The sequence below is a fragment of the Chromobacterium sp. S0633 genome, from assembly GCF_024158805.1.
Lineage (GTDB): Bacteria > Pseudomonadota > Gammaproteobacteria > Burkholderiales > Chromobacteriaceae > Chromobacterium.
Genome location: NZ_JAMZGH010000014.1, coordinates 49,738 through 63,984 on the forward strand (window position 1 = coordinate 49,738; position 14,247 = coordinate 63,984).

Consider the following 14,247-nt stretch of genomic DNA (forward strand, 5'->3'; position numbering starts at 1 on the left):
GATGCCTCCGGTTTGTGTCTGGACGACTACGATTACTTAATGTTTGCTGACAGGCAAAATTGATGCTTTGCCAGTATGCGGGAAGGTTGGTGCGAGGGGCCTCAAGTATTGGGCAAAAATCGGTTACAATCTTCGATTAGTCATAAACTCGCACCGCACAAAACAATGAGCACGGAAAACAACGCGCCGGTTGTCAGCAACTTCATCCGCAACATCATTGACGAGGACCTGGCCTCCGGCAAGCACAGCAGCATCGTCACCCGCTTTCCGCCGGAACCCAACGGCTTCGCCCATATCGGCCACGCCAAGGCCATTTGCCTGAACTTCGGCCTGGCCGAGGACTACCAGGGCAAGTGCAATCTGCGCATGGACGACACCAATCCGGAGAAAGAGTCGCCGGAGTACGTGCAGTCCTTCATCGACGACATCAGCTGGATGGGTTTCAAGTGGGACGGCGACGTGCGCTTCGCTTCCGACTACTTCGACCGCCTGTACGGTTATGCTGTGGAGCTGATCCAGGCTGGCAAGGCCTATGTGGACGATCTGTCCGCCGAGGAAATGCGCCAGTACCGCGGCAGCCTGACCGAGCCGGGCAAGAACAGCCCCTACCGCGAGCGCAGCGTGGAGGAGAACCTGGACCTGTTCTCCCGCATGAAAAACGGCGAGTTTCCGGACGGCAGCAAGACGCTGCGCCTGAAGATAGACATGTCTTCCGGCAACATCAATCTGCGCGATCCGGCCATCTACCGCATCCGCCGCGCGCATCATCACCGCACCGGCGACAAGTGGTGCATCTACCCGATGTACGACTACACCCATTGCATTTCGGACGCCATCGAGGGCATCACCCACTCCTTGTGCACGCTGGAGTTCGAAGACCATCGTCCCTTGTACGACTGGGTGCTGGACAATATCAGCATCGGCTGCCATCCGCGTCAGTATGAATCGTCGCGCCTGGAACTGCTGTATACGCTGACCTCCAAGCGCAAGCTGCTGGCGCTGGTCAACGAGGGCGCGGTGAGCGGCTGGGACGATCCGCGCATGCCCACCGTGGCCGGCATGCGCCGCCGCGGCTACAGCCCGGCCGGCATCAAGCTGTTCGCTCAACGCATCGGCGTGTCCAAGAGCGAAAACATCATCGACATGACCATTCTGGAAGGCGCGGTGCGCGAGACGTTGGAAAACGATTCGCCGCGCGTGATGGCGGTGGTGAATCCGCTAAAAGTGACGCTGAGCAATTACGACGCCGCCGTCACCGCCAGCCGCAGCGCGCCCTTCCATCCGCATCATCCGGAGTTCGGCGAGCGCGAAGTGCCGATCGCCCGCGAGATTTGGATTGAGCAGGACGACTTCGCCGAAGTGCCGCCGCCCAAGTGGCAGCGCCTGACCGTTGGCGGCGAAGTGCGCCTGCGCTACTCCTACGTGATCAAGTGCGAGGAAGTGGTCAAGGACGCGGCCGGCAAGGTGGTGGAACTCAAGTGCAGCATCGACCACGACACGCTGGGCAAGAACCCGGAAGGCCGCAAGGTCAAGGGCGTGATCCACTGGGTGTCCGCCGAACACGCGATTGAGGCCGATGTGCGCTGGTACGAGCGCCTGTTCACCGAGCCGCGTCCGGACGCGGTGCGCGGCGAGGACGGCGAATATCTGGACTTCCGCCAGTTCCTGAACCCGGAATCGCTGAAGCTGGTGCCGACCTATGTCGAGGCCTCGGTGCTGCAGGCCGAGCCGGAATCCCGCTTCCAGTTTGAACGCCTGGGTTACTTCGTCACCGACCGTTACGAGCATCAGCCGGGGGTCAAGGCGGTGTTCAACCGCAGTGTGGGCCTGAAGGACAGCTGGAGCAAATAAGCTTGGACGCCCGGCCGGAAGCTGTGCGCGTCCGGCGAGGGAATGACTTTCAGCAATGGCGGGCCCGCGGGTCCGCCATTTTTGCGGCGTGCATGCATTCCAATAAAAACCAAGGATCAACGATGAAACTATCCGTGAAACCGCTTGCCCTGTCCCTGTTGGCCGCCGGCCTGCTCTCCGCCTGCGCCGCCACGCCCGGCAAGGGCAATTATGTCGAAGACAAGACTTACAAGATCACCATCCTGCACACCAACGACCACCACGGCCGTTTCTGGCCCAATAGCGACGGCGAATACGGCCTGGCCGCGCAGAAGACCCTGGTGGACCAGGTGCGCGCCGAGGTCAAGGCCGATGGCGGCTATATGCTGCTGCTGTCCGGCGGCGATATCAATACCGGGGTGCCGGAGTCCGATCTGCAGGACGCGGAGCCGGATTTCCGCGGCATGAGCCGCATAGGCTACGACGCGATGGCGGTGGGCAACCACGAGTTCGACAAGCCGGTGCCGGTGTTGATGAAACAGCGCAAGTGGATCAACTTCCCCATGCTGTCCGCCAACATCTACCAGGATGGCAAGCGCATGTTCGACCCGTACGCGATGTTCAATCTGGGCGGGGTGAGGGTGGCGGTGCTGGGCCTGACCACCGACGACACCGCCAAGATGGTGAACCCGGAGCAGGTCAAGGGCATCGAGTTCCGCAGCCCCATCGCCGAGGCCGGCAAGCTGGTGCCCGAGCTGCGCCAGCAGGCCGACATCGTCATCGCCGCCACCCATATGGGCCATTACACCGACGGCCAGCACGGCGTGAACGCGCCGGGCGACGTGGAGATGGCCCGCGCGGTGAAGGGGCTGGACCTGATCGTGGGCGGCCACAGCCAGAACCCGGTGTGCATGAAGGCGGAAAACCAGCGCGACGACGCCTATGTGCCGGGCGCGCCCTGCGCGCCGGACCGCCAGAACGGCGCCTGGATCGTGCAGGCGCACGAGTGGGGCAAATACGTGGGCCGCGCCGATTTCGAGTTCCGCAACGGCAAGCTCAAGCTCTCCAAATACCAGCTGATTCCGGTCAATCTGAAGAAAAGCGTCAAGGGCGCGGACGGCAAGGATCAGAAAGTGCCGTACACCCAGCTGATCGAGGAAGACGGCAAGCTGCGCAACTTCCTGCAAAGTTATCAGAACAAGGGCCAGGCGGCGCTGGATGTGCCGGTGGGGCGGACCAGCGCCAAGCTGGACGGCGACCGCGGCGTGGTGCGCAGCCAGCCCACCAATCTGGGCGTCTTCGTCAGCCGGGTGATGATGGACAAGGTCAAGGCGGACTTCGCCGTGTCCAATTCCGGCGGCATCCGCGATTCGCTGCCGGCCGGCGCGATCAACTACCGCGACGTGCTGAAGGTGTTCCCCTTCGGCAGCACCCTGGCTTATGTGGACCTGGACGGCCGGGAAGCGCTGGATTATCTGAAGGCCGCCGCGCGGATGACGCCCGGCGCCGGCGCCTTCGGCCAGTTCGCCGGCGTCAAGCTGAGCATCGTCGGCGGCGAGCTGCGGCAGGCGCTGATCGGCGGCCAGCCCATCGATCCGGCCAAGACCTACCGGATGGCGATCAACAGCTTCATCGCCGCCGGCGGTGACGGTTACCCGCTGATGAACAAGCACCCGGGCTTCGTCAATACCGGCTTTGTCGATGCGGAAATGCTGCGCGAGTACATCGCCGCGCATTCGCCGATAGACGCCGGCGCTTACGCGCCCGGGGACGCAGTGACGCGCAACTGAGCGCGGTCAGAGCGGTGCCGGTCATGAAAACCGCAGCCAGGGAGGCTGCGGTTTTTATTTGGGCGTCTAGCCCTTGTCCTCCAGGCCGGCCGGCGCCAGCCGGCTGAGCAGGCGGTCCAGGCCGGCGGCGGGGCGTCGTTCGGCCTCAGCGGCCTCCTTGCGCAGCACCGCGGCGCGGACCAGCTTGCCGCCCAGATAACGAAAAGGCTCCGGCGGGAATTGGCGCACAGCGCGGCCCACCAGCGGGCAGCGGCTCCACGCATCGTCCAGATCCAGCGCCAGGCTGCTGAGAATCTGCGCGCCGATGCGGCTGGGGCCTACGCCGTTGCCGCTCCACCCTATGCCGTAGACGAGGTGGGGCGCGTCCGGCAGGCGGCCGAATAGCGGCAGGCTGTCGTAGCTGCGGTCTATGGGGCCGGACCAGCTGTGCTCAACGGCCACGTCGGCCAGCGTCGGGTAGACGCGGCGGAAGTCGCTCTCGGTCAAGGCGTTCAGCGCCGGATCATCGTCGAAGCCCGCGTCGATGCGGCTGTTGAAGCCAAAGCGGCCGGTGCCCTTGCCAAAGACGATGCGGTGGTCGCGGGTGGTGCGGTAATAATCGACCAGCAGTTGCGAATCGGTGATGGCCTCGCCGCCGGTCCAGCCTATCGCCGTCAGCCGCTCGGGAATAGGCGGCGTAGCCAGCAGGGTGCTGGTGACGGGCAGGACGCTGCGCGCCAACTCCGGGACGGAAACGGCCCAGGCATTGCTCGCGATCACGACTTTGTCCGCGCTCAGCGTGCCGCCCGGCGTGATCAGCCGGGCCGGCTGTCCGCGTTCTATCCGCCGCACCGGACTGTGTTCGAAGATGCGCACGCCGTTTTCCAGCGCGACGCGGCGCAGGCCGCGCGCCAGCCGGGCCGGCTGCACGGTGGCGTTGCCGGTCTCGATCACGCCTTGCAGGTGTTGCGGCGAGCCGCTGCGGCGGGCGACTTCCTCCGCCGGCAGCGGCACGAAAGTGGGGTGCCCCAGGCGCTCCGCCAATTGCTGCACGTCAAGCCAGGCGCCGTGCTGCGCCGGGGTGGTGGCGGTCCACAGCCAGCCGGCGCGGCGGAAGTGGGCATCGATGGCGTGTCGGCGGCAAAAGGCGTCGATATCGTCGATGGCCTGTTCTGAGGCCTGAACCAGGCGCAGCGCCTCGCCCGGGCCGCAGATGGCGCTCAGAGAACGGATCTTGGGCCACCAGGACATGACGAAGCCGCCGTTGCGGCCGGAAGCGCCGCCGCCGCAGACATCCTGCTCGACAATGGCGATTTGCGTGGCCGGGCGTTTTTCCAGTATCTGCAGCGCGGTCCACAGGCCGACGAAGCCGCCGCCGATGATGGCGATGTCCACGTGCAAGTCGCGGTCCAATGCATTGCCGTCAGTCAGGTCGGCGGAGACTTCTTGCAGCCAGAGAGAACGTTTCATATGCGGGCTTTCTTGGGGGTGTTACCAACTAGCCGGCAGCCAGCCCATGGCGGCGGCGATGGCGTACAGGCCGCTGCCGGCGAAGGTCGCCGCGATCAAGGCCTGGATCAGCGGATGGGCATACCAACCGCAGCGGAAGGCGGGAACGGTTTCGCCGTGGCGGCGCGCCCGATTCAGCAGGATGATGGGCATGATGCCCATCAGCACGCTGCCGAAGGTGCCGGCGAAGTACAGCGCGCCGACAAAGCTGGAGGCGCCGGAATAGGCGAACAGAAACGGCGGCAGCGCGACCGCCGCCAGCACCAGGCAGCGTTTGACGGGGTGGCCTTCCGGGCCCAGCCGGAAATGGTCGAAGATATTGGTGAGCAGGCAGCCGCCCAGCCCCCAGTAAGAGGTCATCATGGCCAGCAGCGCGAAGATATTGGCGGTGTAATACGCCCAATTGCCCAGGGCGCGCCCCCAGTTGAGCGTGGCCACCTGGCTGACGTTGTCGTTGCCGACCAGTGCGATCACCGAAGCGGGAATGGCCGCCACCAGCAGTAAAGTGGCCAGCATGCCGGCCACGATCAGGCGCGGCAGTTGACGGGCTTGATGCTGATTGCCGCGCACCAGTTCCGGCACCAGGAATTGCGCGCCAAAGACGAAGACCGCCAGATTGAACACCGGGATCACGTATTCCCATTCCCTTTGCAGCAGATAGGCGACGTTGGACGAGGGATGGGAGATCGTGGCGAAAATGAGGACGAGGACGATGGTCATCATCGCGCCGCTGATCAGTTTTTGGCCGGCGCCCAAGGCTTTCAGGCCCAGATACAGAATCAAGGCGGAGGGAATGAAGAACAACAGGCTGCCCAGCTGCGGGCTTAGGCCGTATTCATTGAAGAAATCGGCGAGGATGTTGCCGCTGCCGCTCATATAAGCGGTGAGCGCGCCATAGCTGTTGGCGGCGACGGCGATGAAAATCAGCCAAGCGCCGATGCTGCCCAGGTAGCGTTGCGCCAGGCCGCTGAGCTGGTGATTGCCGCGGGTGCGCAAACAGGCCTCGGCGGTGTAGAGCATGGTGATGATGCAGATGACGCACGTGAGGATCAGGCAGGCCAGCAAGGGCAGGTAACCCGTTTTGCGGGCGGCGAAAGCAATGCCCAGCACGCCGGCGCCGATATTGGTGCCGACGATGATGCCTATGGTTTCCAGGGAGCCGATGGGGTGAACTTCCAGGCCGGAATCCGTGGACGGGTTTTGATTGACGGGAAGTGGGCGGGTGCTATCTAACATGCATTTTTCCTTTTAATTTAATATATTAATTATTTATTGTTTTATTGAACTCAAATGTCCTATCTGTGAGGGTGGGAGAGGGAGCCGAAGCGGGCCGCGCAAGCGCTGCAAAAGGGTTTCAAACTATAGCATGCCGGGCTGTGAGCGCCCGCTCAGCGTGGTCTGGTTCGGATAGTCTGTATTTGTCCTGACCTTTGGGTCCGGTGAATACGCGGGCGCGCTTGCCTACGGTAATGGAGGTAGTGGCAGCTTGAGACGGAGGGCTTCTTCTGCGCGTCGGCGCGCGGAAACCGGCCTGGGAGCCTGTTCAATGACTGCTGCGCGTCGGCGATACGGCGTTGAAAACAGTTTCGAAGCGCTCATGTGCCAGGAGTGCATGCCGCTTTTTCCGCCGCAACGCCTTGTCTCGCTCTAGTCCGCGAGACTTCAAACAGGCTCTGAGAAGTTTGGCGTTTGAACCCTTACAGGAGAACGACGATGGCTCAGCAAGGCGTATTCACTCTTCCCCCGCGCATCAACTTCGGCGTGACCGCGTTGACCAATGCGGCTTATCAGCAAAACATCACCGTATACGTGGACAACGAGCCTCGCGCCACGTTTAGCGGCAGCGGCGTGGACGACCGCAATCTGGGCACGCGGGTGATCAACTCCGGTTCCGGCGCGGTGAGGGTGGCGGTGACGGTCAACGGCAAGCAGTCCGACCTGGTGTCCAGCCAGGTGGTGTTGGCCAATCGTCTGAACCTGGCCTTGGTGGGCGCGGAAGACGGCGCGGACCAGGACTACAACGACTCCATCGTGGTATTGAACTGGCCGCTGGGTTAAGCGGGTCCGGCGGATGAACAAAGCCCCCATCTCGGGGGCTTTGTCGTGTCAGTCTTCCAGGGTTTCGTGGCTGGCGGCCTTGCCTTCCCGCCAGTAGCTGGCGGCGCGGATGCGGCTCTTGTCTATGCCGCGTTCCTCGCGCAGGTATTGACGCACCGCGCGGATGGCGTGGTATTCGCCGGCGGCCCAGACAAAGCCTTCGCCCGCCGGCAGCGTCAGCGGCTTGAGCGCGGAGAGCAGCGCGGGCTCGGTGTCGGCGCCTTGGTGCACCCAGCGGATGTCTGCATTGGGATGGGCGGGCAGTTCGCAGCTTTGACCCGCCTCGCTGGTTTGCAGCAGGGCGATGACCTTGGCCGCGGGCGGCAGCTCGGCCAGGCGGCGGCGGATGGCCGGCAAGGCGGACTCGTCGCCGATCAGCAGGTGCCAGTCGAAAGCCGCCGGAATGACCAAGGAGCCGCGCGGGCCGCCTATACCCAGGTATTGGCCGGGCTTGGCCTGAGCCGCCCAGCTGGTGGCGGGGCCGGCCTCGTGCAGCACGAACTCCAGGTCCAGCTCCAGCCGCTCCGGGTCGAAACGGCAGGGGGTGTAGTCGCGCGCGGTGGGGCGCGGCTGGCCTTCCGGATAAATCAGGGTTTCGTCCACCAGCGCCGGCAGCGCGGGTTTGGCGTCCGGATGCTCGGGGAAGAACACTTTGAGGTGGTCGTCGAAGGAGGCGGTGGCGAAGCCCGCCAGTTCCTCGCCGCCCAGGGTGACGCGGAGCAGCTTGGGGCCGAGCGGGCGGATGGCGCGCACTTGCAGCAGGCGGAAGCGTAGCGGGTGGCGCAGGCGTTGCACGGTCAGATCGGGTGTGGTCATAGAGAATCCTGTCTTGAAATCATGGCTGGGCGGCTTGGGGGCGTGAACAGCTTCTTGGACGCTGTTTACGGCCATGCGGGCAAGAGCGGGGGACTTTGCGGCTGAGAAAGCGGAATGCGCGTACGGCGCATAAGCGTTTCAAAGCGGGTTTCAAGGCCTTGCTGAATCCCTCTCGCCGGTGCGTAACTGGCCGTCAGCACCTTATTAGCCGGTGTCGCCCAGAATTTGCTCACAGGCTTGCCTCAGGATGGCGGCGATGCGGCGTTGTTCGTCCTCGTCGACGTTGGCGGTGCGCATCAGCGCTTGCTTCAAGTCGCCGCGGGCCCGGGTCAGTTCCGGAATCCAGCTGCCGACGGCGTCGTCCGGCGGCGGCATTTCCCCGGTCAGCGCGCGGCGGATCGAGTTCATCTTGCGCGCGATGTGCTGCAGCCGCGCCATCATCCATTCCACTTGTTCGCGGTTCTGTTCCAGATAGTCGCGGCCGGCCTCTGTCAGCGCATAGCATTTGCGCTTGCCTTCCTCGCTCACCGAGATATGGCCCAGTTCTTCCAGATAGGTCAGCGCCGGGTAGACCATGCCCGGGCTGGGGCTGTAAAAGCCGTTACTGCGGCTTTGCAGCGCCTTGATCAGTTCGTAGCCGTGGCTGGGGCGTTCTTCCAGCAGGGCCAGCAACAGCAGCTGCAATTCGTCGGAGCTGAATTTGCGGCCGCGGGTCATGCTTTCGTCGTCGCCGCCGCCAAAGCCGCCGAATCCTCCGTGTCGGCCATGGCCGCCGCCGTGGCCGTGTCGGGCCATCGCGTGGAGACGATGATGCGCGTTGCGTCCGCCCAGGCGGCGCAGCAGGGTGTCGAGACGGTGAGGCATGGCGGCTCTCCTGAAAAAATATATCTTAAGATATGTTTTTAGATAGGATAAAGTCAAGCCGACTCAACAAGGGCGATGAGAATTTGTGGCGTTTTTGGCACGATGCCCGCATCGCTCCACGTCTCGCGAGCAAGAGCGGGACCAGGCGAAAGCGGCTGAGGAGGCGGAGTGCGCAAGAAGCACATGAGCGCTCCGAAGACGTTTTCAAGGCCGCAGCGCTGAAGCGCAGCGACTTTGAACAGGTTCTAAAAGAAAAGCCGCCCGGAGGCGGCTGGAGGGCGGCGGGGCGGCTTAGTCGCCGCTGACCACGTCCACGCCCTTGGGCGGCACGAAGGCGAAGCGGGAGGCGGCCAGCGGCGGGTTCTGCTGCGGCGCGCTGAAGCTGACCTTGGTGTGGTTGCCGAAGCTGTCGGTCAGCTCCATTTCCACCAGCATATTGGCCTTGAAGCCCATGCGGATGGCGCTGAAGCTGTTGTCGGCCTGCTTGGGGCTGGCGGACAGCCACTCCACTTCGCCGGTTTTGCCGGCTTCCTGCAACTGGTAGTTCCGCTCGATGGCGTTGTTGCCGGCCAGCAAGGCCGCCGGGCTGGAGCCCAGCGCCGCGCCCTGGGCCTTGCGGGTGACTTGCGCCAGATCCTTGTCGTAGACCCACAGCGTCTTGCCGTCGCCGACGATCAATTGTTCATAGGGCTTGCTGTACTCCCAGCGGAATTTGCCGGGACGAGCGATTTCCAGCCGGCCGCTGGCTTCCTCGCGCTTGCTCTTGTTGCTGACCACTTGCTTGAAGTCGGCGCTCAGGGTTTTGTTGCCAGCGACGAAGGCCTTGAGCTGGGCGATGGCGGCGGCGTGGGAGGCGGCCGGCAGCGCCAGCGCGGAGAGGGCGACTGCGGCTGAGATCAGTTTCATCTTCATGCGGGGAAATCCTTGCGGTGGGCGGCCTGGGCCGCGTGACCAAGATGGGACCGCCGGGACGGCGCGCGGTTTCCGCGCGCGCGTCGGCGGCGACGCCGTTTTGTTAGCGATTATTGCGCGGCGGTTTCTTCCGCGGCCGTCGCCTCTTCGTCGGCCGCCGGCGGCTGGTTGAGCGCGTGCAGCGCCAGGCCCAGCGATTTCAGCCACTCCGGCTTGTCCAGGCGTTCCAGGTCCAGGATGTCGGCCTCGGCGGGCTGGTAGGCGAACACCGGCTTGCCCTGGTTGCTGTAGCGGATGTCGGCGTGGGCCTGGCCGCGGAAGCCCGGGCTGTTGAAGCGTATGGTCTGGCGGATGGCCAGCAGGTCGCCGCCGCGGCTGACGTAAAGATCGCTGACGGTGTTGCTGTTCAGCGGATTGGCTTCGGAGGCCTTGATCAGGCTGTCGATCATCTGCAGCAGGCTTTCGCTGCCCAGCGGGCCGGGTTTGATCTGCGGCTTGCGCGCGGCTTCCTGACGCGCGACCTGGATCAGGCCGGCGATGATGTGGGAAGCCAGCTGGTTTTCCTGGGCGCGGTTCATGGCGATGCGCAGCCGGTAGCGCGCGCCCAGTTCCGCGGCGCGCGAGTCCAGCGGCTGGAAGCTGAACGCCTGCTTGTCCACCTTGGCGTAGGCTTCGTCCAGCAGTTTCGGCATTGCCTGGTACATGGCCTGCAGCGGGAAGTTGTCGGCCACGCGCTGCGGCAGCCGCACGCGCAGGAACTTGCCTTCGTAGGCTTGCATTTCCGGCACGAACAGATAGGCGGCGGACGGGTCCACCAGCAAGGACAGGTCCTTGGCGTGGAATTGCAGCGGCAGTTGCACGCTGGTCAGCAGGTTGCGGCGCTCCAGGCGCAGCGCCGGAATCAGTTCCAGCTTGCCGCCCGGCACGTCCAGCGCGGCCTTGATGTTGAGGCGCATGCTGCGGGCGATTTGATCGGCGGCGGAGGCGGCGGCCTGTTCCAGCGTGCTGCCGTCTTCCTTGGCCTTGTCGACGTCGGCGACGCTCAGTTCATCGAAGCCGATGTCGGCGTCCAGGTTGTAGCCCTTGCTGTTCCAGTTTTGCAGCATGATCTTGCGGGCGGCTTGGTCGGCGCTTTTGTTGGCGATCGGCGAGACGCAGCCGGTCAGCAGCGCGATGCCGCACAGCGCGGCGCATAGTCCCAGTTTTTTTAGACGCATTATTGTTTCCTTGAGCGAGATTCTGCGCCGGGCGGGTGGGGTCGGTCCGGCGCGAGCCGGACAGTTTAACGCATCCGGCATCGCCTATGTCATGCGCGGGGCCGGGGCGGGGCGGCCCCGGCAGGGGGATCAGCTGAATTTATTGGTGATGGGGTAGCGCCAGTCCTTGCCGAAACCGCGGTGGGTCACGCGCGGGCCCACCGGCGCCTGGCGGCGTTTGTACTCATTGATCTTCAGCAGCCGCACTACGCGGCGCACGTCGGCCTCGGCGTAGCCTTCGGCGATGATGGCCTCGGCGGACAGGTTTTCCTCCACGTAGCGCGCCATGATGGCGTCCAGCACCTCGTAGGGCGGCAGGCTATCCTGGTCGGTCTGGTCCGGGCGCAATTCCGCCGACGGCGGCCGGGTGATGATGCGTTCCGGGATGATCTCGCCTTGCAGATTGCGCCAGCGGCACAGTTCGAACACCAGGGTCTTGGCCACGTCCTTGAGCACGGCGAAACCGCCGGCCATGTCGCCGTACAGGGTGCAGTAGCCGGTGGTCATTTCCGATTTGTTGCCGGTGGTGAGCACCAGCTTGCCGCTCTTGTTGGACAGCGCCATCAGCAGGGTGCCGCGGATGCGGGCCTGCAGGTTTTCCTCGGTGGTGTCCTCGGCCAGGCCGGCGAAGCTGGGCGCCAGCGCCTGGACGAAGCTTTCGTACATCGGCCAGATTTCGATCTCGTCGTACTTCACGCCCAGGCGCTGCACCATGTCGCGGGAATCGGTCACCGAGATGTCCGCGGTGTAGCGCGAGGGCATCATCACCGCGTGCACCTTGTCCGCGCCCAGCGCGTCCACCGCCACCGCCAGCGTCAGCGCGGAGTCTATGCCGCCGGACAGGCCCAGCAGCGCGCCGGGGAAGCCGTTTTTGCCGATGTAGTCGCGCACGCCGGCCACCAGGGTGCGGTAAACGCTTTCCAGCGGGCCGGGCAGGGCCGCCTTGGCGCCGGGCAGCAGATCGCCGCCGTCGAAATCGACGATCAGCAGTTCGTCGTCGTAGGCGGCGGCCTGGGCCACCACCTCGCCGGCGCGGTTGACGGCGAAGGAGGCGCCGTCGAACACCAGTTCGTCCTGGCCGCCGGTCAGATTGACGTAGGCGAAGGGCAGGCCGGTTTCCTCGGCGCGGAAGCGCACCACGTCGTGGCGGGTTTCAATCTTGTTGCGATGGAAGGGCGAGGCGTTGAGCACCACCACCACGTCGGCGCCGGCGTCGGCGGCCTCGGCGGCCGGGTCGACGGACCAGACGTCCTCGCAGATCAGCACGCCCACCTTGGCCTCGCCCTGCTGGAACACCAGCGGCGCGGCGCCCGGGGTGAAGTAGCGGCATTCGTCGAACACTTCATCGTTGGGCAGCAGCATCTTGTGATACTGGCCCAGACGGTTGCCGTCGCGCAGCACGGTGGCGGCGTTGAAGCGATCCGCGCCCATCCGGGCCGGATGGCCCACCACCAGGGTGATGCCGTCCAATTCCAGCAGTTCGTCCAGCGCCTGGCTGCAGGCGCGGTAGAAACTGTCGCGCAGCAGCAGGTCTTCCGGGCTGTAGCCGGTCAAGGCCAGCTCCGGCGTGACCAGCACGTCCGCGCCCTGGGCGATGGCCGCGTGGGCGAGGTCGAGGATTTTGCGGGTGTTGCCGGGGATATCGCCGACAACGGGGTTGAACTGGGCGAGCGCGATACGCATCTTGATAGGGAACCGAATGTTTCGAGATAGATGGAATTTTACCTGATAGACGGCGCAAACGCCCGAGAGGAATCATGGTGTCCTTGCAATTGCACGAGAGAGTGGGCGCCTGGAGCGCGGAACAATGGGCGGGCCTGGGGGAAGGCGGCAATCTGTTTGTGGGCCGGCCGTGGCTGGAGGCGCTGGAGCGGGCGGCTTGCGTGGGCGAGGCCAGCGGCTGGCTGCCCTTGCCGCTGGGTCTGGAGCGGGACGGCCGCTTGCAGGCGCTGGCGCCGGCCTATTTGAAGCGGCATCCGCGCGGCGAATACGTGTTCGACTGGGCCTGGGCGGAAGCCTATGCCCGCGCGGGCCTGCAATACTATCCCAAGCTGGTGGTGGCCTCGCCGTTCAGCCCGGTGGGCGGCCGGCGGCTGCTGGGCGACGCGGCGGCCTGGCCGCAATTGATCGCCGGCCTGGAGCAGGTGGTGGACGAGCACGGCCTGTCGTCGGCCCACGTGCTGTTTCCCGCGCGGGAGGAGGCGCAAGCCCTGGACGAGGCCGGCTGGCTGCTGCGCGAAGGCGTGCAGTTTCACTGGCGCAACCGCGGCTATGCCGACTTCGACGCCTTCCTGGCCACGCTGAGCCGCGACAAGCGCAAGAAGATCCGCCAGGAGCGGCGCAAGGTGGCCGAGGCCGGCGTCAGCGTGCGGGCATTGCGCGGGGAGGCCATCGCCGCCGAGGACTGGGCGTTTTTCTACCGTTGCTATCGGCAGACCTATCTGGAACGCCGTTCCGCGCCCTATCTGAATCCGGCCTTCTTCGCGCTGCTGGCGGAGCGGCTGGGTTCGCATTGCCTGATGTTCGTCGCCGAGCGCGACGGCGCGCCGCTGGCGGCCAGCCTGTGCCTGGTGCAGGACGGCGTGCTGTACGGGCGATACTGGGGCGCGGTGGCCGATATTCCCTGCCTGCATTTCGAACTGTGCTACTACCAGGGCCTGGAGTACGCGATCCGCGCCGGCCTGCAATGCTTCGAGGGCGGCGCCCAGGGCGAGCACAAGCTGGCGCGGGGTTTTGAGCCGGAGCGCACCTGGTCCGCCCATTACATTGCCGATCCGCGTTTCCGCGCGGCGATTGCCGGCTGGTTGCGGCGCGAGCGGGAAGGGGTGGGCGAGTATGTCGACGCCCTTTTTTCTCATTCCGCTTACAAAACACTTGCGCCGGATGAATAGGGCTTATATACTGCGCAGCCTCTGTGAACGAAACGCCAAGCGCCTTGTTTCACGGGGATTCTGGAGAGGTGGATGAGTGGTTTAAGTCGCACGCCTGGAAAGCGTGTTTAGGGTAATACCCTAACGGGGGTTCGAATCCCCCCCTCTCCGCCAGAATCGACAAAAACTGCCCTGGCGGTTTTTTTATTGCTCCGGCCCGACCGGCGCAAACAAGCAAGACACCTCCGGAGAGGTGGATGAGTGGTTTAAGTCGCACGCCTGGAAAGCGTGTTTAGGGTAATACCCTAACGGGGGTTCGAATCC

11 protein-coding genes and 1 tRNA gene are annotated in these 14,247 nt (G+C 64.6%); 5 read left to right on the forward strand and 7 right to left on the reverse strand.

Annotated features, from left to right (window positions below; all coding sequences use genetic code 11):
• Positions 1-165 precede the first annotated feature (165 nt).
• Together NK214_RS10525 and ushA are read left to right on the forward strand one after the other, a co-directional pair.
• Positions 166-1,851, forward strand: coding sequence for a glutamine--tRNA ligase/YqeY domain fusion protein (locus NK214_RS10525; RefSeq protein WP_227103963.1), 1,686 nt, complete (start codon positions 166-168; stop codon positions 1,849-1,851).
• 122 nt (positions 1,852-1,973) lie between these two features.
• Positions 1,974-3,620 carry a bifunctional UDP-sugar hydrolase/5'-nucleotidase UshA gene (ushA, locus tag NK214_RS10530; RefSeq protein WP_253314432.1) on the forward strand — a complete coding sequence of 549 codons (1,647 nt, stop codon included), beginning with the start codon at positions 1,974-1,976 and terminating at the stop codon, positions 3,618-3,620.
• A 66-nt stretch (positions 3,621-3,686) separates the two neighbouring features.
• Here the strand turns inward: ushA and NK214_RS10535 are convergent, their stop codons facing one another.
• Together NK214_RS10535 and NK214_RS10540 are read right to left on the reverse strand one after the other, a co-directional pair.
• Entirely contained in the window at positions 3,687-5,069 is a 1,383-nt protein-coding gene (locus NK214_RS10535; protein WP_253314433.1) for an FAD-binding oxidoreductase, read from the reverse strand.
• 21 nt (positions 5,070-5,090) lie between these two features.
• Positions 5,091-6,344, reverse strand: a complete 1,254-nt coding sequence (locus NK214_RS10540; RefSeq protein WP_253314434.1) for an amino acid permease — start codon at positions 6,342-6,344, stop codon at positions 5,091-5,093.
• A gap of 477 nt (positions 6,345-6,821) precedes the next feature.
• On the opposite strand from NK214_RS10540, the gene NK214_RS10545 reads away from it, so the two are divergent.
• A complete protein-coding gene (locus NK214_RS10545; RefSeq protein WP_107800175.1) occupies positions 6,822-7,166 on the forward strand; it encodes a fucose-binding lectin II in 345 nt (114 codons plus the stop codon).
• Positions 7,167-7,214: 48 nt separating this feature from the next.
• Here NK214_RS10545 and NK214_RS10550 read toward each other — a convergent pair whose 3' ends face one another.
• From NK214_RS10550 to NK214_RS10570, 5 genes are all read right to left on the reverse strand, one after another.
• Positions 7,215-8,021 (reverse strand): siderophore-interacting protein, encoded by an 807-nt coding sequence (locus tag NK214_RS10550; RefSeq protein ID WP_253314435.1) that lies wholly within the window; start codon positions 8,019-8,021, stop codon positions 7,215-7,217.
• Positions 8,022-8,225: 204 nt separating this feature from the next.
• On the reverse strand, positions 8,226-8,885 hold the full coding sequence (locus tag NK214_RS10555) for a PadR family transcriptional regulator (RefSeq protein ID WP_107800173.1): 660 nt from the start codon (positions 8,883-8,885) through the stop codon (positions 8,226-8,228).
• A gap of 291 nt (positions 8,886-9,176) precedes the next feature.
• On the reverse strand, positions 9,177-9,797 hold the full coding sequence (lolA, locus tag NK214_RS10560; protein WP_235089304.1) for an outer membrane lipoprotein chaperone LolA: 621 nt from the start codon (positions 9,795-9,797) through the stop codon (positions 9,177-9,179).
• A 110-nt stretch (positions 9,798-9,907) separates the two neighbouring features.
• Positions 9,908-11,014, reverse strand: a complete 1,107-nt coding sequence (locus tag NK214_RS10565) for a hypothetical protein (protein WP_107800171.1) — start codon at positions 11,012-11,014, stop codon at positions 9,908-9,910.
• Between the two features lie 129 nt (positions 11,015-11,143).
• Entirely contained in the window at positions 11,144-12,736 is a 1,593-nt protein-coding gene (locus tag NK214_RS10570; RefSeq protein WP_107800170.1) for an NAD+ synthase, read from the reverse strand.
• Between the two features lie 74 nt (positions 12,737-12,810).
• Between NK214_RS10570 and NK214_RS10575 the strand changes: the two genes are divergently transcribed.
• Together NK214_RS10575 and NK214_RS10580 are read left to right on the forward strand one after the other, a co-directional pair.
• Positions 12,811-13,944, forward strand: a complete 1,134-nt coding sequence (locus NK214_RS10575; RefSeq protein ID WP_253314436.1) for a GNAT family N-acetyltransferase — start codon at positions 12,811-12,813, stop codon at positions 13,942-13,944.
• Between the two features lie 62 nt (positions 13,945-14,006).
• Positions 14,007-14,097: transfer RNA gene (locus tag NK214_RS10580), tRNA-Ser, on the forward strand.
• Positions 14,098-14,247: the final 150 nt, after the last annotated feature.